This window comes from Pelagovum sp. HNIBRBA483 (assembly GCF_040931995.1).
Lineage (GTDB): Bacteria > Pseudomonadota > Alphaproteobacteria > Rhodobacterales > Rhodobacteraceae > JAEPMR01.
Genome location: NZ_CP162412.1, coordinates 225,994 through 247,355, shown reverse-complemented (window position 1 = coordinate 247,355; position 21,362 = coordinate 225,994). Strand labels below are relative to the sequence as shown.

The 21,362-nt window shown below is 56.6% G+C and carries 23 protein-coding genes and 1 tRNA gene; 10 read left to right on the top strand and 14 right to left on the bottom strand.

Annotated features, from left to right (window positions below; genetic code table 11):
* Positions 1-57 precede the first annotated feature (57 nt).
* The 3 genes from AB1E42_RS01240 to fliL are packed head-to-tail and all read right to left on the bottom strand — an operon-like array spanning position 58 to position 1,424.
* A complete protein-coding gene (locus AB1E42_RS01240; protein ID WP_368345190.1) occupies positions 58-597 on the bottom strand; it encodes a MotE family protein in 540 nt (179 codons plus the stop codon).
* Positions 594-935: a hypothetical protein gene (locus AB1E42_RS01235; RefSeq protein WP_368345189.1), complete on the bottom strand. Its 342-nt coding sequence runs from the start codon at positions 933-935 to the stop codon at positions 594-596. The genes AB1E42_RS01240 and AB1E42_RS01235 overlap by 4 nt, the downstream gene beginning before the upstream one ends.
* A gap of 9 nt (positions 936-944) precedes the next feature.
* Complete coding sequence (gene fliL / locus AB1E42_RS01230) at positions 945-1,424, bottom strand: flagellar basal body-associated protein FliL (RefSeq protein ID WP_368345188.1); 480 nt, start codon at positions 1,422-1,424, stop codon at positions 945-947.
* A gap of 102 nt (positions 1,425-1,526) precedes the next feature.
* Here fliL and fliF point away from each other — a divergent pair, with 102 nt between their 5' ends.
* Genes fliF through fliP form a run of 4 tightly spaced genes read left to right on the top strand, consistent with a single transcriptional unit; the run spans position 1,527 to position 4,654 of the window.
* On the top strand, positions 1,527-3,053 hold the full coding sequence (gene fliF, locus AB1E42_RS01225; RefSeq protein ID WP_368345187.1) for a flagellar basal-body MS-ring/collar protein FliF: 1,527 nt from the start codon (positions 1,527-1,529) through the stop codon (positions 3,051-3,053).
* 8 nt (positions 3,054-3,061) lie between these two features.
* Positions 3,062-3,637, top strand: coding sequence for a hypothetical protein (locus AB1E42_RS01220; protein ID WP_368345186.1), 576 nt, complete (start codon positions 3,062-3,064; stop codon positions 3,635-3,637).
* Positions 3,630-3,914, top strand: coding sequence for a FliM/FliN family flagellar motor switch protein (locus AB1E42_RS01215; RefSeq protein WP_368345185.1), 285 nt, complete (start codon positions 3,630-3,632; stop codon positions 3,912-3,914). The genes AB1E42_RS01220 and AB1E42_RS01215 overlap by 8 nt, the downstream gene beginning before the upstream one ends.
* Positions 3,914-4,654 (top strand): flagellar type III secretion system pore protein FliP, encoded by a 741-nt coding sequence (gene fliP, locus AB1E42_RS01210; protein WP_368345184.1) that lies wholly within the window; start codon positions 3,914-3,916, stop codon positions 4,652-4,654. The genes AB1E42_RS01215 and fliP overlap by 1 nt, the downstream gene beginning before the upstream one ends.
* Before the next feature lie 53 nt (positions 4,655-4,707).
* On the opposite strand, the gene AB1E42_RS01205 is transcribed toward fliP, so the two are convergent.
* The 9 genes from AB1E42_RS01205 to AB1E42_RS01165 all read right to left on the bottom strand — a co-directional run bounded on the left by AB1E42_RS01205 (position 4,708) and on the right by AB1E42_RS01165 (position 16,333).
* On the bottom strand, positions 4,708-4,920 hold the full coding sequence (locus AB1E42_RS01205; RefSeq protein WP_368345183.1) for a hypothetical protein: 213 nt from the start codon (positions 4,918-4,920) through the stop codon (positions 4,708-4,710).
* A gap of 30 nt (positions 4,921-4,950) precedes the next feature.
* Positions 4,951-5,928 carry a tRNA epoxyqueuosine(34) reductase QueG gene (queG, locus tag AB1E42_RS01200; protein WP_368346340.1) on the bottom strand — a complete coding sequence of 326 codons (978 nt, stop codon included), beginning with the start codon at positions 5,926-5,928 and terminating at the stop codon, positions 4,951-4,953.
* Between the two features lie 56 nt (positions 5,929-5,984).
* A complete protein-coding gene (locus AB1E42_RS01195; protein ID WP_368345182.1) occupies positions 5,985-6,650 on the bottom strand; it encodes a glutathione S-transferase family protein in 666 nt (221 codons plus the stop codon).
* 81 nt (positions 6,651-6,731) lie between these two features.
* Entirely contained in the window at positions 6,732-7,487 is a 756-nt protein-coding gene (mtgA, locus tag AB1E42_RS01190; RefSeq protein ID WP_368345181.1) for a monofunctional biosynthetic peptidoglycan transglycosylase, read from the bottom strand.
* Positions 7,488-7,558: 71 nt separating this feature from the next.
* Positions 7,559-12,097 carry a glutamate synthase large subunit gene (gene gltB, locus AB1E42_RS01185; protein ID WP_368345180.1) on the bottom strand — a complete coding sequence of 1,513 codons (4,539 nt, stop codon included), beginning with the start codon at positions 12,095-12,097 and terminating at the stop codon, positions 7,559-7,561.
* Positions 12,084-12,833 (bottom strand): hypothetical protein, encoded by a 750-nt coding sequence (locus tag AB1E42_RS01180; RefSeq protein WP_368345179.1) that lies wholly within the window; start codon positions 12,831-12,833, stop codon positions 12,084-12,086. The genes gltB and AB1E42_RS01180 overlap by 14 nt, the downstream gene beginning before the upstream one ends.
* Before the next feature lie 106 nt (positions 12,834-12,939).
* Positions 12,940-14,376, bottom strand: a complete 1,437-nt coding sequence (locus tag AB1E42_RS01175; RefSeq protein ID WP_368345178.1) for an NAD(P)-dependent oxidoreductase — start codon at positions 14,374-14,376, stop codon at positions 12,940-12,942.
* A 156-nt stretch (positions 14,377-14,532) separates the two neighbouring features.
* Positions 14,533-15,333, bottom strand: a complete 801-nt coding sequence (locus AB1E42_RS01170) for an undecaprenyl-diphosphate phosphatase (RefSeq protein WP_368345177.1) — start codon at positions 15,331-15,333, stop codon at positions 14,533-14,535.
* 16 nt (positions 15,334-15,349) lie between these two features.
* Positions 15,350-16,333 (bottom strand): complex I NDUFA9 subunit family protein, encoded by a 984-nt coding sequence (locus tag AB1E42_RS01165; protein WP_368345176.1) that lies wholly within the window; start codon positions 16,331-16,333, stop codon positions 15,350-15,352.
* Between the two features lie 140 nt (positions 16,334-16,473).
* On the opposite strand from AB1E42_RS01165, the gene AB1E42_RS01160 reads away from it, so the two are divergent.
* Positions 16,474-16,560, top strand: a tRNA-Leu gene (locus AB1E42_RS01160).
* 135 nt (positions 16,561-16,695) lie between these two features.
* Here the strand turns inward: AB1E42_RS01160 and AB1E42_RS01155 are convergent.
* On the bottom strand, positions 16,696-17,172 hold the full coding sequence (locus AB1E42_RS01155; protein WP_368345175.1) for a hypothetical protein: 477 nt from the start codon (positions 17,170-17,172) through the stop codon (positions 16,696-16,698).
* A gap of 101 nt (positions 17,173-17,273) precedes the next feature.
* Complete coding sequence (locus tag AB1E42_RS01150; RefSeq protein ID WP_368345174.1) at positions 17,274-17,558, bottom strand: hypothetical protein; 285 nt, start codon at positions 17,556-17,558, stop codon at positions 17,274-17,276.
* Between the two features lie 548 nt (positions 17,559-18,106).
* Between AB1E42_RS01150 and AB1E42_RS01145 the strand changes: the two genes are divergently transcribed.
* From AB1E42_RS01145 to raiA, 5 genes are all read left to right on the top strand, one after another.
* Positions 18,107-18,718, top strand: coding sequence for a ribonuclease D (locus tag AB1E42_RS01145; RefSeq protein ID WP_368345173.1), 612 nt, complete (start codon positions 18,107-18,109; stop codon positions 18,716-18,718).
* Positions 18,719-18,730: 12 nt separating this feature from the next.
* A complete protein-coding gene (locus AB1E42_RS01140; RefSeq protein ID WP_368345172.1) occupies positions 18,731-19,312 on the top strand; it encodes a hypothetical protein in 582 nt (193 codons plus the stop codon).
* A 20-nt stretch (positions 19,313-19,332) separates the two neighbouring features.
* Positions 19,333-19,818: an LptA/OstA family protein gene (locus AB1E42_RS01135; protein ID WP_368345171.1), complete on the top strand. Its 486-nt coding sequence runs from the start codon at positions 19,333-19,335 to the stop codon at positions 19,816-19,818.
* Between the two features lie 4 nt (positions 19,819-19,822).
* On the top strand, positions 19,823-20,575 hold the full coding sequence (gene lptB / locus AB1E42_RS01130; RefSeq protein ID WP_368345170.1) for an LPS export ABC transporter ATP-binding protein: 753 nt from the start codon (positions 19,823-19,825) through the stop codon (positions 20,573-20,575).
* A 213-nt stretch (positions 20,576-20,788) separates the two neighbouring features.
* Complete coding sequence (gene raiA, locus AB1E42_RS01125) at positions 20,789-21,361, top strand: ribosome-associated translation inhibitor RaiA (protein WP_368345169.1); 573 nt, start codon at positions 20,789-20,791, stop codon at positions 21,359-21,361.
* The last annotated feature ends 1 nt before the right edge of the window (position 21,362 follow it).

Genomic DNA, 21,362 nt, shown 5'->3' with positions numbered 1-21,362 from the left:
ATCCTACGCTGGGTGATTTTCTCGAAACTGACGCAAAATTATTAAGGAACAGTCGACTTAGTCGCGCGGAACGCCGGCATTGCGCCCTGCGAGGACAACACTGATCGCATGGGATTTTTCTGCCTCAAGCCCAGCGAGGATCAGGGCCGCAGACTCTGGTTGCATCCGCGCCACAAAGCCCGCCGCGAACTCTGGCGCCATTTCCGAAAAAAGTGCGGCGGCATCGCGCGGCTTCATGTTTTCGTAGACACGGACAAGTTGCGTTATGTCTGTCTCCGCAGCGGACTCAGACAAGGCGTATGTTTCCTTCAGTGTCGCCTCGGCCGCCTGTATCAAGCGCAGTTGCTCTGCCAATTCGGCGCGGGCCAGCTCCAGCTCCGCGCGCCGTTGTTCCAGCGCTATGCTGTCGGCCTCGATCTTTGCTTCACGCGCGGCAAAGGCAGCCAGTACTTCCGGTACCTGCGGGGCACAGACCTCCACTGCCTCGACCTCGGCACCGGCTGCTGCCTGCGCACCGGCGATGCCAACCCCAACACGGATCGCGCCTGATGTGGCGAGAAACAGTACGAGGATTGGCAAGACCCGCGCAGACCTCATTCTGCTGGTACCTTCTTGCGGAAAAACAATGCCTCGTCCGGCGCAGGTTCGTCATTTGGCAGGTCATGTAGGGAAGCGATCAATAGCTCCAACCGGCGCGCAGCAGTTTCGGCCCGTTTCGTCGTCTCCTCGACAGAGCCGGCCGAACTATAGGCAGCGACAGTCGCCGCCTCCAAAAGCTTGGTCAGATCGTCCACCTGCCGCGACAGGGCGGCAATCGCGCCGCCGATACCTGTCTCCAGATCAGAGAACCGCTTCAATCGGCGCGACAGCACCACGCAATAGAGCGTCACGCCGAACGCACCCGCTGCCAGAAAGATATTCGCGACAAATTCCATCCTCTGCCCTCAGTTCAATACAAATTCCATCACCAGAAGATCGCGCACACGGCCAACACCAACCACCAGCTCGATGCGGCGCATCATCTGGCCACGCAGCATGACGAGAGCTGCCGGATCTTCGAGATCTTCGGTGCGGACAGCGCGAAGATAACTGTTCAGCACATCCACGATACGCGGCTTGAGGGCGGCAACCTCGGTTTCATAGTTGCGCGCGACTTCCAGCTCACCCTTGAAGCGCAGGTGCCGCTCGGTGCCATCCGCAAGGGAAATGATGACCGGATCGAGCGGCACAAAGCCGACATCCGGCAATGATGATGCCTCGTGTACGGCCGCGTCATGCGGCTTTGGGCTAGGGATCAAATCAAGGAAGACAACACCAAAGCCTGCCGCAGCTCCGACAAGCATAAGGATCACGGGTAAGAGCAACCCTCTCCCCTTTTTTGCGGGTGTGGCGGTTGCTGCATCTGTGGCTGTTGAATCTATCATCATTTCTCCGTTCTGGAGCTGTGATAGGCGATTCTGGCTAACCGATTATTAAGCACGACCCTGCAAGGATGCCGCCAACGGCAGAAGCCATGGAGTCCAATCGTGTTCGAAAAATTCGGCGACATCTGGTCAAATATCCCCCCGCGAAAACGCATTATCGCCCTCGCGGCAAGTCTCGCGATGTTTGCCGCGATCCTGTTTATTGCCTTTGCCAGCAGCAAGAAGACGATGGTTCTGCTTTATGCGGGGCTCGATTCTGCAGCGTCCGGTGCCGTCCTATCAGAGCTGGATCAGAGCGGTGTTCCCTACGAGATTCGCGGCAGCGCGATTCTCGTTCCGAACACAATGCGTGATACCCTTCGCATGCAACTGGCGTCCGAAGGGCTGCCGCCGGGCGCGATTCAGGGCTATGAAATCCTCGATCAGCTCACAGGATTCGGCACCACATCGCAGATGTTCGATGCCGCGTATTGGCGCGCGAAAGAGGGCGAGCTGGCGCGTTCGATCCTGACCAATCCGCGCATCAAAGGCGCCCGCGTACATATTGCTGCCGGCCAGGGAGGCGCGCTGTCCTTTCGGCGTGATGCACGCATCACCGCTTCAGTGACAATCACCACGACAACAGGGGCGATTCCCGCCGGTCATGCGCGGGGTTTGCGGCACCTGGTGGCGGCAGCCGTCACAGACCTCGCACCAGAAGATGTCTCGATCATTGATACGACCACGGGCATCCTGCAAGGCGATGAAAGTGCGGAAAGCGGCGCCAGCAATATGGAGGAGGCCTTGCGCCATAGCGCTGAGCGGCTGCTCGAGGCCCATGTGGGCGCCGGGAATGCAGTTGTGGAAATCAGCGTGGAACGCGACCTGACATCGGAAGTTATTTCCGAACGTCTGATCGACCCGGAAAGCCGCACGATGATCAGCACCGAGACGGAAGAAAGCATTGAATCCAGCAATGACACCCAAAGCGGAGCCGTTACCGTGGCATCAAACCTGCCTGACGGCGCCGCTGGTTCGGACGGTCGCTCCGAGAGCGAGCTGAGCGAAAGCCGCACCATTTCCAATTTTGAAATCTCGGAAACACGACGCGAGCTGCAGCGGGGCGCGGGCGCGATCCGGCGGCTGACGGTCGCTGTTCTGCTCAACAGCAGCACCGCCGATGGGGCAGAACCACGCACCGAGGCCGAACTGGAGCAACTGAGCGCGCTTGTGGAGGCTGCGGTTGGCCTCGATGAAACGCGCGGCGACACGCTGACACTGGCCGAAATGCCCTTCGAGCCCCTTCCGACTGCGTTGCCTGCAACCACGCCGCCAATCTGGAGCAACCTTGATCTCACTCAACTGATCCAAATCGCCGTCGCGGGCATTGTAAGCCTCATTCTAGGGCTGTTTGTAGTACGCCCGTTGCTGCTTGCGCCCCCGCGCCCAGCACCCATTGGTTCAGACCTAACGCGGATGCCTCAAGAGCAGGCAACACCTGCCCAGCAGATCGAGAGCCAAAGCGAAGAAGAGCAGGAAGATCCGATAGAGCGGCTACGCAGGAAAGTTGCTGGACGGCAGGACGAAGCGCTCCGCATCCTGCAACAATGGGCTGAAGGCGGACCCGCACAAGAGGCCCGGAGCGAATGACGCAGGCCGTGAGACAATCCCGCTTCCGGACTGGAATTTCAGCCGTAGCAGCGCCGCAGCGCCTGCCCTTCCCCAACCAGCGTGCATTTGACGATGGCTATGCAAAAGGGTTGGAGGAGGGTCGCGCAGAACTGGCCCGCGAGAGAGGCGCGCATGAAGCCGCATTGGCCGAGCTGACCGCGACGCTACTGCGCGACGAGATCACCCAACGCCAAGCAACGCTTGCTTCGATTGCAAATGTCCTGACGGAAGCCTGCACAACGCTGTTGCCCGCCATTGCCCGCGCGGCCATCGCGCCGTGGGTGCTGCAAACCCTCACGGCAGAGCTGGAGGAATGCTCGCAAAGCGCGATCAGGATATGGTGCAACCCGCAGATCGCAGAGAGCATCGCCGATATTACCGCTGATCTGCAGCATGCCCAGCTGATCGAAGATAGCGCTTTGCCCTTACTTCGGGTCGATTGGCAGACGGAGTCGGATGCCAAAACCATCGACCTCTCTCATGTGCTTACAAAAATCAGCGCACAGCTTTCAGCCCTTTCCACATTTGATTTCAAAGATTCACAGGAGGCCCAAAATGCCTGACGGGCAGGAACATGCGTTTACCGATTACAGCAACCACCCGCTGCGCGACCTTCCAATTGATCTGACGGTCTGCATCGGTCACGCACGCCCACGGTTACGGGATGTCCTCAATCTAACGGAGGGAAGTATCCTCCCGCTCGACCGGCAAATTGATGATGTCGTTGATCTCTTTGTCGGCGAAAAATTGATTGCCCGCGGCCAGCTTATCGAGGTGAACGAAGGCGCGGAACTAGCGGTCCAGATCACCCAGATATTCGCTGGCGGTTCGATGTTCTGATGATACGGGAACATATCCCCCGCATTGGCCTTCTAGGGGTCGTTATTGCCTGTTGCGTGGCGAGCACCGCTACCGCCCAAGAAATCTCCCTCGACCTTGGCGCAACGGCCTTGTCAGATCGCGCGATCCAGCTCTTTTTGTTGGTCACGGTTCTCAGCATCGCACCAGGCATTGCGATGATGATTACTTGTTTTCCTTTTATCGTCACGGTGTTTGCAATTTTGCGGCAGGCCATTGGGCTGCAACAATCGCCACCAAACATGCTGCTGATCAGCCTTGCACTGTTTTTGACCTATTTCATCATGGAACCCGTGTTCACCGACGCATGGGAGAACGGCATCGCCCCAATGCTCAATGCAGAGTTTGAGGCAGAGGAAGGTCTACGGCGCGCCATCGCTCCCTTTCGCAGCTTTATGATCACCCGAATCGATCCTGAAACCTTCCTGCGGCTGTCTGAACTGAGGCCACAGACAAGCGGCATGGCAGTCAACGCGGACGCTCCCTTGTCGCTGATCGTGCCGAGCTTCCTTCTGAGCGAGCTCAGTCGCGCCTTTCAGGTGGGGTTCGTGCTCTTTCTACCCTTCTTGATCATCGACCTCGTCGTCGCGGCGGTGTTGATGTCGATGGGGATGATGATGGTGCCGCCTGCTGTCGTGGCCTTGCCGTTCAAACTCGCCTTTTTCGTCGTCGCGGATGGATGGACGTTGATTTCTGACAGCCTGATACGCGGCTATTTTTAACTAAAAAGGGCGCCGGAAAACACGGCGCCCCTCGAATATTCTGATCGCCCGAGTCAGGCGCTTTCGCCGCGCTCGATCCGCGCGAATTGCTTCACAGCACTCGACTCTTCGTTCGCATGCGGCTGGCGGTGCAAGGTGCGGCTCAGCTTGCCGCGCATACCCTGTCGCTCCACCCGCAGATAGGCACGAAGGCGACTGCCGTCATTGCGGGTCCGTTCGGTATCTATCACATGTCGCTCCATGGTATCCTCCTTATCAGTGGCCATGAGGAAGCCTACCACGTCAGGTACAAATTTTCACCCCTCCAGCCGCGAAACCGCCCAGCGCGCCGCCTCATCGACCACCGGATCATCGTCGCCAACCCGCGCCCGAGCGGCCGGAAGGAGATTGGAATCTCCGGAATTTCCAATTGCATACAATACGTTACGCACAAACCGGTCGCGCCCGATGCGTTTGATCGGGCTACCTGAAAAGCGTGCGCGAAATTCCGCGTCATCCAATCCCGCCAGCTCCGCGAGGGGTGGATCAACAAGATCATCCCGCGCGGCATATCGCTGCTCACTGGCTTCCACCGCGAATTTGTTCCACGGGCAAACGGCAAGGCAATCGTCGCAGCCATAAATCCGGTTCCCCATACGCGCACGCAGCTCAGGCTCCACTGCCCCTTTATGTTCGATCGTCAGGTAGGAAATGCAGCGCCGCGCATCGAGTTGATATGGCGCAGGAAAGGCCTCCGTCGGGCAAATATCGAGGCAGGCGCGGCAACTGCCGCAGCGCTCCTCGGCCATTTCATCAGGGGCAAGATCAAGCGTGGTAAAGATCGCACCAAGAAAGAACCAGTTCCCCAACTCCCGCGACAAAAGATTGGTGTGCTTGCCTTGCCAGCCTAACCCCGCAGCGGCGGCCAGGGGCTTCTCCATCACCGGCGCTGTATCTACAAAGACCTTGATCTCCGTCTCCGGCACCTGCTCGATCAGCCAGCGGCCGACACGCTTGAGCCGCTTTTTGACGATGTCGTGGTAATCACGGTTCTGCGCATAGACGGAGATCGCCGCCCGATCAGGCCGCTGCAAGATCTCAAGCGGATCATGCGCGGGGGTATAAGGCTCTGCCAGCATGATGACCGAGCGGGCCTCTGGCCAAAGCGCAGACGGATCGCCCCGCCAATGCATCCGCTCTGCCATCCATGCCATCTGCCCGTGGCGGCCTTCGCCGACAAAGCGTTCGAGCCGCGACATCACCTCGGGAATGGCGTCCGGTCGGCATACACCCATTTTGGCAAATCCGCTTGCCTCGGCATATGCGCGTAACCGTTCCTTCACGGCACCGCTCAGAAATCCAGATCGGCGTAATGCGAGGGTTGCGGGAAACCAGGCACCTGATCGGCAAGGATCGATCGGAAGGCAGGGCGGGACTTGATCTTGGCGTACCAGTCCTTGACGGAATCCGCCGCGTTCCAGTTCACATCCGAAATATAATCGATGCAGCTCAAATGTGCCGCCGCCGCGAAATCCGCAATTGTCATCTCGTTCCCCGCAAGCCAACGACGGCTTTCCAACAACCATGTCATGTAACCGAGGTGGAACTTGATCGCCTTGGTGCCTGCCTTGAGGTTGGCACTGTCGGGGTAGCCAGTGCCTTGGACCTTGCGAAACACCCGCTCGCCCACCAGCTTGCTCGTAACCTCATGATAGAACTTGTCGTCGAACCATGCCACCAAGCGCCGCGCCTCATAGCGGCCTTCCGGCGTCGCGGGCAGCAAAGGCGGGGTCGGATGCGTCTCCTCGAGATATTCGCAGATCGCTCCACTATCGGGCATTAAGCGGTTCCCGATCTTCAACACGGGAACCTGCCCCGCCGGATTTCGGCGTAAGAATTCTGGGGTTTTCTCCCAGTAACGCTCCTCAGCCAGCTCGACCTCGATCTTTTTCTCGGCCAGAACCAGCCGCACTTTGCGCGAAAACGGCGACAACGGGTAATGATACAAACGGTGCATTAAATTCGGCTACCTGTCCTGTGTTTGGTCCTCAATGCCGTAACCTGATGAGCGGATCAACTGTCTCTCTGGCGCAGGGCATCAACCTTGCTCGAAACAAGCCGCGCGCCCATCGGCCAGGATCGTCGCGGCCCCGTCGGCAATCGCCTCGGCCCGCGACGAAACGAAAGCACTGGGTTGTGCCGCCGAACGGTTCTTCGGGTCGGGCAGAATTGCAGCCAGTAAAGCAGCCTGCCGTGGTGATAGGTCAGCTGCCGAAATCCCGAAATAGCTCTGCGCCGCAGCTTCGACCCCAAAGACCCCGCGATCAAACTCGGCAACGTTGAGATAGACTTCAAGAATCCGCCGCTTTGGCCACGCCGCCTCGACCACCGGCGTCAACAAGGCCTCAAGCGCTTTACGCGGCCAGCTCCGACCCTGCCAGAGATACACATTCTTCGCCACCTGCTGACTGATCGACGAAGCACCACGCGACTGACCGGAATCGATCACCGCGCGGATTGCTTTCATATCAAAGCCCCAATGCGCGCAAAAATTCGCATCCTCCGCTGCGACGGCGGCGCGCAGCATGACCGGCGCGATCTGCTCGGCGGGCACCCAGTCCTTTTCGAGGCTCCCGTGGCGGAATCGCTCGGCCAGAATATAAGGCGTCGCAGGCACCGGCACGAAACGGTAGAGCAACGTCATCAACACGACCACGCCACACAGCGCCAATAATCCCCGCACACTCCACTTGGCGATCCAACGCGCGCGTTCAGTCAGGCGCTGCCGCAGAGGGACGGCAGCCTTTGCCTTTTTTCGCTTTGTGCTTTTTTGCGGTATGCCTGCCTTTGCCATGACCCTGCTATAGGTCAGTTCGCGGAGGCGGAAAAGCAAAACGGCGGCCCGAAGGCCGCCGCTCTGTTTTCTTATTCTGCCGGGATGGCCGTTTCTTCGTAGCTGAGCGGATGCGGAATATGCACCAGCATCTCTTTCGGGCAGATTTGCAGGAAGTGCGCCTTTTCGGTTTCCCAATCTTGCAGGATACGCTCGGCCTTGCGGCTTCCTGTCTCTGCGAGATGGCGCTCGATCAGGCCCTTCAGCTGTGCCTCCCATTCGGCAACGGTAACAGGGCAGGCGACAAGGGTTTCCATGTTGATCAGCGGGCGGGCCTCGCCCTTCGGATCATAGAGGTAGGCCATGCCACCCGTCATACCCGCGCCAAAGTTTGCACCGATGCTACCAAGGATCACGGCAACGCCTCCGGTCATGTATTCACACCCGTTGGAGCCGCAGCCTTCGACAACCACATGCGCGCCGGAGTTTCGCACCGCGAAACGCTCACCCGCACGACCTGCCGCAAAGAGATAACCAGCGGTGGCACCGTAGAGAACTGTATTGCCGATGATCGTGTTATCCTCGGCGACCAGCGGGCTGGCCATCGGCGGGCGGACAATAACCGTACCGCCGGAGAGGCCCTTGCCGACATAGTCGTTCGCGTCACCAGAGACTTCGAGCTTCAGGCCCGGGGCTGCAAACGCGCCCAAGGACTGACCAGCGCTGCCGGTCAGTTTGACAGTCAGGTGATCCGGCTGGAGGTTATTTCGCATGCCAAAGTTGCGCACGATATGGCTCGAAACGCGGGTACCGATTGTGCGGTGTGTGTTTTGCACTGCGTAGTGCAGCTGCATCTTCTCACCATCGTTGAGGAAGCGTGCTGCGTCCTTGACGATTTCCGCATCCAGCGTGTCAGGCACTTCGATGCGCGGCTTGTTGCGATCATAGATGATCTTTTCCGCGCCATCGACGGTGATCAACAGCGGATTGAGATCGAGATCGTCCAGATGCGCCGAGCCACGGCTGACCTGTGCAAGGAGATCGGCGCGACCGATCACCTCGTCAAGCGACCGCGCGCCGATAGAGGCAAGCAATTCGCGGACTTCCTGCGCGTAGAAGGTGATCAGGTTCACAACCTTATCGGCATTGCCGGTGAACTTCGCGCGCAGCTCTTCGTTCTGCGTGCAAACACCAACAGGGCAGGTATTCGACTGGCACTGACGCACCATGATACAACCCATTGCGATCAGCGCAGCGGTGCCGATGCCAAATTCTTCGGCACCCATCATCGCCGCCATGACGATATCACGGCCTGTACGCAGGCCACCGTCTGTCCGCAATGTTACCCGCTCACGCAGGTTGTTCATGGCGAGCACCTGATGCGCTTCGGTGAGGCCCATCTCCCATGGAAGACCTGCATATTTGATCGAGGTCGCAGGGCTTGCGCCCGTGCCGCCATTGTGACCCGAAATCAGGATCACATCGGCCTTTGCCTTGGCAACGCCAGCCGCAATCGTACCAACGCCCGAAGCCGCAACGAGCTTGACCGTAACCTTACAACGCGGGTTGATCTGCTTCAGATCGTAGATCAGCTGGGCCAGATCTTCGATCGAATAGATGTCATGGTGCGGCGGTGGCGAGATCAGCGTTACGCCTTTGGTCGAATGGCGCAAACGCGCGATCAGATCCGTGACCTTCATCCCCGGCAGCTGGCCACCTTCGCCCGGCTTCGCGCCTTGCGCGACCTTGATCTCCAGCTCTTCGCACTGGTTGAGGTATTCGGCGGTCACGCCAAAACGGCCAGACGCCACCTGCTTGATCTTGGCAGAAGGATTATCGCCGTTCGCCTCGGGGTGGAAATGCGCCGGATCCTCGCCGCCTTCACCAGAGTCAGATTTCGCACCGATCCGGTTCATCGCGACGTTGAGCGTCTTGTGCGCTTCGGGTGACAGAGCACCCAGCGACATGCCCGGCGTGACAAAGCGCTTGCGGATAGACGTGATGCTTTCGACCTGATCAATCGGAATCGCTTCACCCAGCGGCTTCACCGCCAGAAGGTCGCGCAAATGGATCGGCGGGTTGGATTGCATGGCTGCTGAATACTGCTTCCACAGCTCGTAGGAGGCTTTGTTACAAGCCGCCTGCATCATGTGCATGGTCTGGGCTTCCCAAGCGTGCTTCTCGCCAGAGCGGCGGGCCTTGTAGAAACCACCAATCGGAAGAACGTCCTGACCAGTTTTCCAGCCCTTTGCATGCACGTCTTCCAGTTTGTGCTGGATACCATGCAAGCCAATGCCCGAAATACGCGACGGCATGCCGGGGAAATATTCAGCGACCATCGCCCGCGACAAGCCAACTGCCTCGAAGTTCAGACCCCCGCGATAGGAGGACAGAACCGAGATGCCCATCTTCGACATGATCTTCAGAAGGCCAGCATCAATCGCCAGACGGAACCTGTTCACGGCGGCGCTCAACGGGCCTTCAATCAGGCCACGGTTCACACGGTCAGCAATGGAGTCCTGCGCGAGATAGGCGTTCACCGTCGTCGCGCCGCAACCGATTAGAACCGCAAAGTAATGCGGGTCAATGCATTCCGCCGACCGCACGTTCATCGAGCAGAACGTGCGCAGGCCTTTACGGGTCAGCCAGCTATGTACGGCGCTCGTCGCCAAGATCATCGGCATCGCAACGCGGGTGGCGGACTGGTGTTCGTCCGTCAGAACCAGATGCCCAGCGCCGGAGCGGACTGCATCTTCGGCCTCTTCGCGCACGCGCTGCAACTCGCGCTGAAGCGCGTCATGATCGGAATCCGCATCAAAGGTACAGTCGATGAAGGTCACGGTATCGTCAAAATGGCGCACCATCTCGTCGAACTCGGCATTGGCGATGAACGGCGTTTCCAGAACCAGAATTTCGGTCTGGCTGGAGCTTTCGTCGAGCACGTTCTTGAGGTTCCCGAACCGCGTCTTGAGGCTCATTACGCGGCTTTCGCGCAAGCTGTCGATCGGCGGGTTCGTCACCTGACTGAAGTTCTGACGGAAGAAATGCGACAGCGGGCGATACTGCTTCGACAGAACAGCAGAAGGCGTGTCATCGCCCATCGACGCGATCGCCTCTTTGCCATCTTCGGCCATCGGTGCGAGGATCTGCTCCAGTTCCTCCATCGAATATCCTGCTGCAATCTGCCGGCGGCGCAGGTCATCGCCTTCAAAAAGGGCCTTCTCAGGCACGTCGCGCATCATGTCTGAGAGATCGACAACCTTCTCGACCCAATCGCCAAACGGCTGGCTGGCGGCCAGTTTGTCCTTGATCGCGGTATCGTGGAACAGCTTGCCTTCTTGCATATCAACGGCAATCAGCTGCCCCGGACCAAGCGCGCCCTTCTCAACCACAGTCGCTTCATCAATCGCGACCATGCCCGCTTCCGAGCCTGCGATCAGAAGGCCATCACCCGTCACGACATAGCGCAGCGGGCGCAGGCCGTTACGGTCAAGACCACCGCAGACCCAACGACCATCGGTCATCGCCAATGCGGCGGGGCCGTCCCACGGCTCCATCACGGCATTGCAGTAGGAATACATATCCTGCCACGCCTGCGGCATCTCAACGGCCTGCTTCGACCAGCTTTCAGGCACAAGCATCGTCTTGGCCATCGGCGCGCTGCGCCCTGCACGGACGAGCACCTCGAATACGCTATCCAACGCGCCAGAATCGGAGATACCAGCCGGAACGATCGGCTTGATGTCCTCGGCCGCGTCGCCAAATGCGCCGGAAGCCATACGAATCTCGTGGCTGCGCATCCAGTTGACGTTGCCTTTCAGCGTGTTGATCTCGCCGTTATGAGCGAGCATGCGGAACGGCTGCGCCAATGCCCATTGCGGGAAAGTATTGGTCGAATAACGCTGGTGATAGATCGCGAAGGCGGATTCAAACCGCTCGTCCAGCAGATCAGGGTAGAACTCGGCAACCTGCTCGGCCAGCATCATACCCTTGTATATGATAGAGCGGCAGGAGAGCGAGCAGAAGTAAAGCTGCGACACCTGAGCCGCGAGCGCGGCTTTCTCGATGCGGCGCCGAATGATGTACAGTTCGCGCTCGAACTCCTCTTCACCGATGTTTTTCTCGTTGCGGATCAGGATCTGTTCGATCTCTGGGCGGGTGGCATTTGCCTTTTCGCCCAAGCATTCGATGTTTTGCGGTACATGGCGCCAGCCATAGATGTAATGGCCCATGCGCAGAACTTCGGACTCAACAATCGTCCGGCAACGCTCTTGTGCGCCGAAATCGGTGCGCGGCAGGAACACTTGGCCCACAGCAATCAGCTTATTCTGATCCGGCTCGTGGCCAGTGCGGCGGATCTGGTCGTAGAAGAACCGCACAGGGATCTGGACGTGAATGCCAGCACCATCGCCGGTCTTGCCATCAGCATCGACAGCACCACGGTGCCAAACGGCCTTCAACGCATCAATGCCTTTCTCGACGACGCTGCGGGAGGCCTGCCCGTCAATCGCGACGACAAGACCAACACCACAGGATGAATGTTCATCCTCTTCGCGCCACAGGCTATTTTCAGCCATCCACGCGCGCTTTGCATCCTCGTTTGCGGCCCAGTTTTCATCATAGATGGTCATTGTTGATCTCCTCATATTCGGGAAGAACGGGCAGCTGCGAGAAAACCGCGTTGCAGCCGTATTTCGGTTTGACCGAGAGGAAGCCGTCTTCGCCTGGGAAGCTGAATTCCATCGGTGTGTCATCTGATTCGAATGAGTCTTCGGGGACAGTCACGCGCGACTTGCCCGCCAGAAAGAGGCGCCATTCAGGGTGGACAAATTCTTTACCCGCGCTGCGCCAAAGTTCCTCACCCGCATCATCATAGGCGCGGATGAAATAATCAGTCTGGAGGAGTTCGACACCGTCGATCACCACTTTATCGCCGGTCAATGCATCCTGCCCAAGAAACCTCGTGCTTTCGCCAGTTTCAGTGCTGGTGACGAAGTCATAGGTATCCAGCCCGTTATCCAACAGATTGGTAAGCGAAGCCGGATCGGTCGGCGCAGGGTTCAGCCGCGTCGCGTAGCCCGCGAGAACATGGATGCTTTCGATCCACTGCGCTTCCACATCAATGGTGCTGACGAAGGTTATGCCGTCTTCATCCATATCGATGCGTTGCTGATAGCCAGCCGGATCACCTTCACAGGTAAAATGGTGCGAGACGGTGCAGGATCGCTGCTGGACGGTGACATACCCCGTGCAACCGGCCGGAAGTTGGAAGCTTTGCGCGCTGGCGGCAGAGGCCAAGACGCACAAGGCCAGCCCTGAAAAGGCTTTCCTTACTGCCATCTTTGTTAAGCGCGCGTTTGTGCTCATTTCCGTTACCCGTCAGCAGGGCTGACCATTCTGCTCCGCTTTGATGCAGACGCGTATGCATGGAATGTGCATCGGTTGTGCATCAGTTGTGTATCAACGTTTTGGGCTATTCAGCCGCCATGCTGGCGGTTTCGTTGAGGTAGTCCAAGATCGCTTTCGAGCTATCACGCCCATCGCGGATCGCCCAAACTACAAGGCTCGCACCACGGACGATATCGCCCACGGCAAAGACGCCATCCAAGCTTGTTTGCCCTGTCTCGAACGCAGCATTGATGGTGCCCCAACGGGTCACCTCCAGCCCTTCAACACCCCAAAGTTTCGGGAGGTCTTCTGGCTCGAAACCAAGCGCTTTGATCACCAAATCGGCTTCTTCGATGTATTCGGAGCCCTCGATCAGCTCGGGGGTCTGGCGGCCTGTTGCATCAGGTGCGCCCAAATGCATCTTCTGAACTTCAACGCCAGTCACATCGCCTTCGCCAGCAAAGCCCTTTGGTGCGGAAAGCCAAACGAATTCAGCGCCTTCCTCTTCGGCGTTGGCAACTTCACGCTGCGAACCGGGCATGTTCGCACGGTCGCGGCGGTACAGGCATTTGACGCTATCAGCACCTTGGCGAATGGCTGTGCGAACGCAGTCCATTGCGGTGTCACCGCCGCCAATGACGACGACCTTCTTGCCTTCTGCGTTCAACTCGCCGCTGTCGAATTCCGGCACGTCGTCACCGAAGCTTTTGCGGTTGGACGCGGTAAGGTAATCAATCGCGCGAACGACGCCATTCAGGTCGACACCCGGTGCCGTTAGATCGCGGGTCTTGTACACACCAGTCGCGATGAGAACGGCATCATGCTTGCCGCGGATCGCATCAAACGAGATGTCATCACCGACTGTGCAGTTAAGTACGAATTCGACACCACCTTGTTCCAGCTGTTCGATCCGCTGCATCACGGTATCTTTTTCAAGTTTGAAGCCAGGAATACCGTATGTAAGCAAGCCGCCAGCGCGGTCGTAGCGATCATAAACCGTCACCTGCATACCTTCGCGCCGCAGCATATCGGCCGCAGCAAGGCCGCCAGGGCCAGCTCCGATGATGCCGACACTCTCACTGCGCTCCTGCGCGGGGGCGATGGGCTTGACCCAGCCGTTTTCCCAAGCGGTGTCGGTAATATACTTCTCAACCGAGCCGATGGTGACCGTGCCGTGACCTGACTGCTCGATCACGCAATTGCCTTCACAAAGGCGGTCTTGCGGGCAGATACGGCCACAAATTTCGGGGAACGTGTTGGTTGCTTGGCTGATTTCGTAGGCTTCCTGAAGCCGTCCTTCAGCGGTGAGGCGCAGCCAGTCGGGAATATTGTTGTGCAAGGGGCAATGCGACTGGCAATAGGGAACGCCACACTGGCTACAGCGTGATGCTTGCTCTTCAGCTTTGTCTTTTGCGTACTGCGCGTAGATTTCATCAAAATCCGCGCGACGTTCCCCCGCCGAACGCTTCTCCGGCATCGACCGGTCAACGTCTACGAATTTGAGCATTTTCTGAACAGCCACAGACCCCTCCATCCTTTAGAGACTGCTTCCCTTACATGGACCCGAGAGAAATGAAAAGTCAGCATGGCTGACCTAAAAGGTTAAATTTTATCTTATCGAGCGTTCGGGTCGTTAAATTTCTCTCATTATAGGTAACTAATTATTACCTTTATGGCGCTAGAGCCATATAAAAAAGAGCGCTGCGCTTCCGACAACGATTCGCCACCACCCAAATATGGCGTAGCCATGACGGCTCACAAAGTTCAGAAGCCAACGCACAACGGTAAGCCCGCTTATAAACGCCATCGCAAAACCGATGGCGATCTCTGTCATTGCAGAGCCATCGAGCATGTCGCGCGATTTCCACAAATCATAGGTAAATGCACCCATCATAGTCGGCATCGAGAGAAAGAAGGAAAACTCAGCGGCGGCCCGCTTGCTTGAACCAAGCAGCAACGCGCCCACGATTGTCGCCCCCGAGCGCGAGACACCGGGGATCATCGCAAGACACTGAATCAAGCCGATCTTGAAAGCCATCGGTAGGGAGAACGCCATCGCATCTTCGTGACGCGGTGCGCCGACCCATCGGTCAACCAACAAAAGAACCACACCGCCAATGATCAGCATCGACGCGATCAACGTGGGCGTTTCGAAGAAAACCGTTTTGATAATGTCATGCGCCAAAACGCCGATTACAGCGGCGGGCAAGAAAGCCACTAAAACTGATAGGATGAATTTTCGCGCTGAGGGGTCAGAGGCAGAACGCAGCACTACATCTACCAGCTTGGCAAAATAAACCAGCAGAAGCGCCAAAACTGCCCCAACCTGAATCACCACCTCGAACGTCCGACCCGCACTTTCAAAACCGATGAAATAACTGGTCAGGAGAAGATGACCAGTCGAAGAGACAGGAATGAATTCTGTCAAGCCTTCGATCAAGCCAAGGAAAAGCGCGACCAAATAGGTGTTTTCGATCATGGTCGCGCCTTACTCTTTAGATTTCGCGTAGGTTCTTCGCAGATTCCTTGATCGCCGCGTACTGTCCGGAAGGACGGAAACGCCAAAGATAATCGGGAAGCACCGACTCAATATCGGTGGCTTCGATACCAAAGGCATTTAGCCCTCGCGCATCATCCGAGACGACATTATCGGATTTCAGATCAGCGACCTGATCTCGGGTGATAACGGGCGGAACCAATCCAAGGGTCATCTTTGCCGCCAGCTCGGAAACCGAAGCCATAATGCCCGCTACGCCAAAGGGAATGTTCGCCAAAAGGCGACGACGCCGGATCACACCAAGCATGAGCCTCATCAACTGTCGGAATGTCATGACATCCGGACCACCAAGCTCATAGACACCCGCTTCGACATCGGTCAGCACGGCCTGCTCCACAGCTTGCGCCACATCATCCACATAGATCGGCTGAAAACGTGTTTCCGCGCCGACAAGCGGCAAAATGGGGGAGAGCTGGGCCATTTGGGCGAAACGGTTGAAGAACTGATCTTCGTTTCCAAAAATCACGGAAGGTCGCAGGATAACAGCTGATGGGAACGCCGCCAAAAGCGCCTCTTCGCCCAACGCCTTTGTGCGGCTGTAGGTGCTCTCAGAATTCACATCGGCACCAATAGCCGAAACATGGACAACCTTCCCTACGCCATTTTTGGCGGCAAGGCGGCCAATCCGGCCCGGTGCTTGCTCCTGAACAGCGTCAAAGGTGTTCTTGCCCTTTGGCATTAGGATACCAACGCAATTGACAGCAGCCGATGCGCCTTGGAGCGCTGCCTCAACGCTGGCGTCATCACGGATGTTGCACAACACCGGCTCGACCTGACCAACGACGCCATAGGGCTTCACGAACATCGCTTCGTTCGGGTTGCGCACAGCAACACGCACGCGCCAGCCTTGCTTCGCCATACGGCGCGCGACATAGCGACCAACAAAGCCGGAGCCGCCAAAGATCGTGACCAATTTCGACATTATACACCTCACGTTTCTGCGGCCGGTTTACCGCCGCATGGCAGCCCGTACAAGGCACTACGTCCAATTTCCGTTGATACGGCCGACAAAGACCGTTGACACTCCCAAGCACTCCGCTTAAACGCCGCGCCAGCACACCTGCCCAGGTGGCGGAATTGGTAGACGCGCTGGCTTCAGGTGCCAGTGACCGCAAGGTCGTGGAGGTTCGAGTCCTCTCCTGGGCACCACATTCCCCCTACATCATGAATAGCCAGAACCAAGCGGGTTGTCGGGCAATCTAAATTTGTCTCGTGATTTCCTAAAAGAGGCAATGACGATCGGTGGGGGCCGTGGAAAAACCAATATAAAAGCGCGCGTCGCGACTATTTATCCGGTAAATCTGCGATCATGCGCGCGATCCGCACGAATGACAGGATGATCAGCATCAAAGCAAACTGCCCAGTAACGTCCCCGATAAAGTAACCTAGGAGGCTTTGCATCTCGAGATCGGATTCGTAGAGCCAAGTTTGGCTCACCGAATTGAGCAACGAGCCAACGATCCCCGCAATTAAAACGTTCCTCCAAGAGTATGTGAACGCGCCAAGGCGATCATCCGCCTCGAATAAGTACTTAACAAGTATCACTCCGATGTGACAGCTGACCATTGCCGTCAAAAAACTCATAAATAATAGTGCATTTTGTCCACTGTAGTTGGAAATGGCCCACATCAACAATGACGCTGGCAAGAGATAGACGTATCCCATCCAACCAAAGAAATAGAACGTCAGTACGCGAACCCCGTGAGGTAAAAAAAGCAGGGCGTAAAATGCCCCCATTTCAGGGGCTATGATCTTTTGCACGGGCAGAACGAAGCCCGAAACGAGCGAAAAAGACGCGACGTACGAAACGGTAATGACGATCCAACGGCGAATGAAAGGTTCCGATACGACTTGGACATCCGCTATCCGAGCAAGTAGGCGCCTCTTTGCACGCCTTCAGGGCGCTGTAAGCGCCCTCTATCTTCCAGTTTCCTTACCACCCGAAAGAAGGTGGGGCGGGTCAGGTCCGCAGTCAGTGGGTGCTCTCTCAGCGCCACACTATCAACTTCGCCGTTCGTATCCTGGAGCTCGTTCGCCGCCAGCAGGATCAGTCTTTCGACTTCTGATAACTCATTCATACCGAGATCTTTTTCCATCTCGGAGACGAGTTTGCGCAAGGCAATAAGCGCGATCAGGGATTGCTTCATCGATTACTGCCTGCTCCGTTATGCAGCTTGCCGTGTCAGCTCCAAAGATATTATCAAATTTTCTCAAATGATCAAATCTACAGAGCTCCCTTTACAAGTTGCAAAACGATACTAACTGCAGGGTGTGCGATCTTCCCGTCGCACATTCAAGCTTACGCTTGGCATATTTTTTGACTCTGCTACGGCCAGCATGAACATGTTGGTCGTAGCAATTTATGATTTTAAATCAGTAATTTAATGTCTTACGGCCCTTGCTGGTGAGCTGGAAAAGCCATATTACTATGCCTCCTAACCGCTCCCGAATAAGCTGAAAGCCGAAACTTCATTTGTCTCGAAATGTTAGTTTTTTGCGATGTTCCGTTGAATACCCTATAGCCTAAGTTCACGCTCATTAGCGATAACTTTGGTCTGATCGGTCCTATTTTGCCTACATCGGAGCTCATCAGGCCGAATAACGATCGCCGTGCGCACATGGCTTTGCGACGGCCCAAGACGGTTGCTTCACAAGGCGCCTCTCCATATAGCGAAGGGAAAGCCGGAGGCATCTAATGACCAACCATCTTTATAAAAACGACCTGCCAGACGGCCTCGAGCTTGGGCCGATTGTCGCCATCGACTGTGAAACAATGGGATTGAACCCGCATCGTGACAGGCTCTGTTTGATCCAGATGTCCAGTGGTGACGGAAACGTACACCTCATTCAGGTTGCCAAGGGCCAAACCGAGGCACCAAACCTATGTCGTCTGCTCGAGGATCCAACCATTCTGAAGCTGTTTCACTTTGGTCGTTTCGACATTGCGGCCATGTGCAACACTTTTGGCGCGTTGGCAGAGCCGGTTTACTGTACGAAAATCGCCTCCAAACTGGTGCGTACCTTTACCGATAGGCACGGATTGAAAGCGCTTTTGCAGGAGCTTGTCGGCGTCGATATCTCGAAGTTCCAGCAAATGAGCGACTGGGGCGCAGAAGAGCTGACAACGGCACAGCTGGATTACGCGGCCTCAGATGTGCTGTATCTACACCGCTTGAAGGACAGTTTGGACAAGATGCTTGAGCGTGAGGGCCGCACCGCGCTCGCCGCCAAATGTTTTGATTTCCTTCCAACACGAGCAAAACTCGACCTCGCTGGCTGGCCCGAAACCGATATTTTCGCACATTGAACAGACTGGCTAATGGACACCGGCTATTCACAGTTTGTCCGATGGGCGAAGGTCATTCTTCCGCTTGTGGCTCTTTCACTTTTGGCCACGCTGTTCCTCTTTGCCGAACGGACGTCAGGGCCGGAAGGATTCCCGCTCGCACGACTTGATGAACTGGTGCGTGATCCCAAACTGACCGAACCACGTTTTTCAGGTATGTTTGGTGACCGCAGTTCAATCGAAGTTTCGGCGCGCTCGGTTCGCCCTTCTGCGGAACCAGCTTGGGATATGGAGGTGGAGGGCATCTCTCTTGCCGTGACCGCCGATGAAAACAGGATGACAGTTGTCGGAGGGTTGGCTCTGATAAGTGGTCAAAGGCAACAACTCGATGTGCGCGGGCTTTCGCGGCTCTCAGTCAACGACCAATATTCCATCGAGACACTGGGTTTGAGCTTCGACCTGCCAAAGGGGACATTGACGTCGACAGAGCGGCTCGAAGCACGGACCCCATTTGGCGCTTTGGAGGCCGGTAAAATGCACGTTTCGGTCGACACCGACCAACAAAGCTTTCGTTTGGAATTCACGGGCGGGGTAGAACTGGTTTATACACCATGAGCAGGCAGGAGAGGTGAAAGATGAAAACGACGCTATTGGCACTCGCTCTGAGCACATTGGCCGTTCCTGCATTCGCGCAATCAACGGCTGTCGATCTTGGCCCTTATGCGATTTCTCAGGATGCCCCTGTCGAAGTGAGCGCGGATGCGCTGGAAGTGAATTCTGAATCAAACAGTGCTTCGTTCATCGGAAATGTTCTGATTTTGCAGGGTGACATCAGGATTTCGGCTGGGCGTGTCTCGCTGTTTTACGACCCTGATCAAGGGGAAGTCGTCCGGCTGGAAGCGGAAGAGGACGTGATCTTCGCAACGCCGAGTGAGGCGGCCGAGGCGGCGGTTGCTTTCTATAACGTCGAAGAGCGGCTGATTTCATTGGAAGGCGGCGTACTGCTCACGCAGGGGCCCGCGACACTCTCCGCCGAACGTTTGGTGATTGATCTTTCGACAGGTACGGCAAAGTTGGACGGGCGGGTCAAAACCATCTTCACCCCTGGTTCAGGCGAGTGATGTAATGTCTTTTCTAAAAGTCACGGACGGAAACGGCGGGCTACAGGTAAAAGACCTCCGCAAGAGCTACCGCAAGAGGGTAGTGATCCGCGACGTCAGCCTGTCACTCGTCAAAGGCGAGGTCGTAGCGCTGCTCGGCCCCAACGGATCTGGGAAAAGTACCTGCTTCTACGCCATCGCCGGACTGGTGATCCCGGAAGGCGGGCACGTCTATATCGACGGTCAAGAAGTTACTACTCTGCCGATGTACCGGCGGTCACGCTTGGGAATTGGCTACCTGCCGCAAGAAGTTTCGATCTTCAGAGGCATGAATGTAGAGGATAACATTCTCTCTATTCTTGAAACCACGGAGCCTGATCGCAACAAACGCCGCGACCATCTGGAAAACCTTCTGGCAGAGTTTTCAATTGAACATATCCGCCGCGCGCCGGCACTCTCTCTATCCGGCGGCGAAAGACGGCGCGCGGAAATCGCGCGGTGCCTTGCGTCGAACCCGAAATATGTCCTCCTCGACGAACCTTTCGCGGGCGTCGATCCCATAGCGGTTGGTGAAATCCGGCATTTGGTGGCTGGGCTGAAGGATAGGGGAATCGGTGTGCTGATCACCGATCACAATGTGCGCGAAACACTTTCAATCGTCGATCGGGCCTACATCTTGCATGATGGAAAGGTTCTGATGAGCGGCACTGCCGACGAAGTGATCCAAGATGAGAACGTGCGCCGCGTCTATCTAGGCGATTCATTCCGGATCGGCTGAATCCGAAAACTCGCATTCGACTCATTGACAATACACCTTGAGTTGTCGCCAAATGAAGGTGATGACGATGATTGGCAACACATCCCCTTCGTACATGCAGCACAACTGCATGAGGGGCATTAATCAATCAAACGTTATCGCTCTCATATAGGTAGATTTCGTAATGGCTCTCTGAGCCAAATGGATATTTGCCTCTAATAACAAGGAGTAACGATGCGGTACCAAATCAGCGGAAAGCAAATCGACATCGGTGAAGCCCTGCAAACGCACGTCATGAACGAACTCAGTACAACTGTGGAAAAGTATGCAGGAAGACCCACAGAGGCCACTGTAATATTCTCCAAGTCGGGCAGCGAGTTTGTGTGCGAAACCATCGTGCATTTGTCCACTGGCCTGACTTGCCAAGCCAAAGATCACGCCCACGAGATTTACGCTTCCTTCGACGGTTGCTGTGAAAAAATGGACAAGCAATTGCGCCGAAACAAGCGGCGGCTGAAAGATCACCACCGTCATCGTTCGGAACCGGTTGAACTTTCTGACGCTGGCTCTTATATCCTCGCCGCAACTGAAGATGACTCTAACGAGGGCGACGACTCCAGCCCCGTAATCATCGCGGAGATGGAAGCCAAAATTCCGTCGATCTCTGTCGGTGAAGCGGTGATGCAAATGGAAATCAGTCACCTTCCAGTTGTTGTTTTCAAGAATGAAAAGCATGGCGGATTGAATGTTGTCTACCGCCGGGATGATGGAAATATTGGCTGGATCGATCCAAAGGTCGCTGGCTGAT

Bases quoted from the DNA above. Each gene is read 5' to 3' on its own strand.
- AB1E42_RS01240 (WP_368345190.1), bottom strand. From the start codon at position 597: ATGAGGTCTGCGCGGGTCTTGCCAATCCTCGTACTGTTTCTCGCCACA.
- AB1E42_RS01235 (WP_368345189.1), bottom strand. From the start codon at position 935: ATGGAATTTGTCGCGAATATCTTTCTGGCAGCGGGTGCGTTCGGCGTG.
- fliL (WP_368345188.1), bottom strand. From the start codon at position 1,424: ATGATAGATTCAACAGCCACAGATGCAGCAACCGCCACACCCGCAAAA.
- AB1E42_RS01215 (WP_368345185.1), top strand. From the start codon at position 3,630: ATGCCTGACGGGCAGGAACATGCGTTTACCGATTACAGCAACCACCCG.
- fliP (WP_368345184.1), top strand. From the start codon at position 3,914: ATGATACGGGAACATATCCCCCGCATTGGCCTTCTAGGGGTCGTTATT.
- AB1E42_RS01205 (WP_368345183.1), bottom strand. From the start codon at position 4,920: ATGGCCACTGATAAGGAGGATACCATGGAGCGACATGTGATAGATACC.
- queG (WP_368346340.1), bottom strand. From the start codon at position 5,928: ATGGGTGTATGCCGACCGGACGCCATTCCCGAGGTGATGTCGCGGCTC.
- AB1E42_RS01195 (WP_368345182.1), bottom strand. From the start codon at position 6,650: ATGCACCGTTTGTATCATTACCCGTTGTCGCCGTTTTCGCGCAAAGTG.
- mtgA (WP_368345181.1), bottom strand. From the start codon at position 7,487: ATGGCAAAGGCAGGCATACCGCAAAAAAGCACAAAGCGAAAAAAGGCA.
- gltB (WP_368345180.1), bottom strand. From the start codon at position 12,097: ATGACCATCTATGATGAAAACTGGGCCGCAAACGAGGATGCAAAGCGC.
- AB1E42_RS01180 (WP_368345179.1), bottom strand. From the start codon at position 12,833: ATGAGCACAAACGCGCGCTTAACAAAGATGGCAGTAAGGAAAGCCTTT.
- AB1E42_RS01170 (WP_368345177.1), bottom strand. From the start codon at position 15,333: ATGATCGAAAACACCTATTTGGTCGCGCTTTTCCTTGGCTTGATCGAA.
- AB1E42_RS01165 (WP_368345176.1), bottom strand. From the start codon at position 16,333: ATGTCGAAATTGGTCACGATCTTTGGCGGCTCCGGCTTTGTTGGTCGC.
- AB1E42_RS01150 (WP_368345174.1), bottom strand. From the start codon at position 17,558: ATGAAGCAATCCCTGATCGCGCTTATTGCCTTGCGCAAACTCGTCTCC.
- AB1E42_RS01145 (WP_368345173.1), top strand. From the start codon at position 18,107: ATGACCAACCATCTTTATAAAAACGACCTGCCAGACGGCCTCGAGCTT.
- AB1E42_RS01140 (WP_368345172.1), top strand. From the start codon at position 18,731: ATGGACACCGGCTATTCACAGTTTGTCCGATGGGCGAAGGTCATTCTT.
- AB1E42_RS01135 (WP_368345171.1), top strand. From the start codon at position 19,333: ATGAAAACGACGCTATTGGCACTCGCTCTGAGCACATTGGCCGTTCCT.
- lptB (WP_368345170.1), top strand. From the start codon at position 19,823: ATGTCTTTTCTAAAAGTCACGGACGGAAACGGCGGGCTACAGGTAAAA.
- raiA (WP_368345169.1), top strand. From the start codon at position 20,789: ATGCGGTACCAAATCAGCGGAAAGCAAATCGACATCGGTGAAGCCCTG.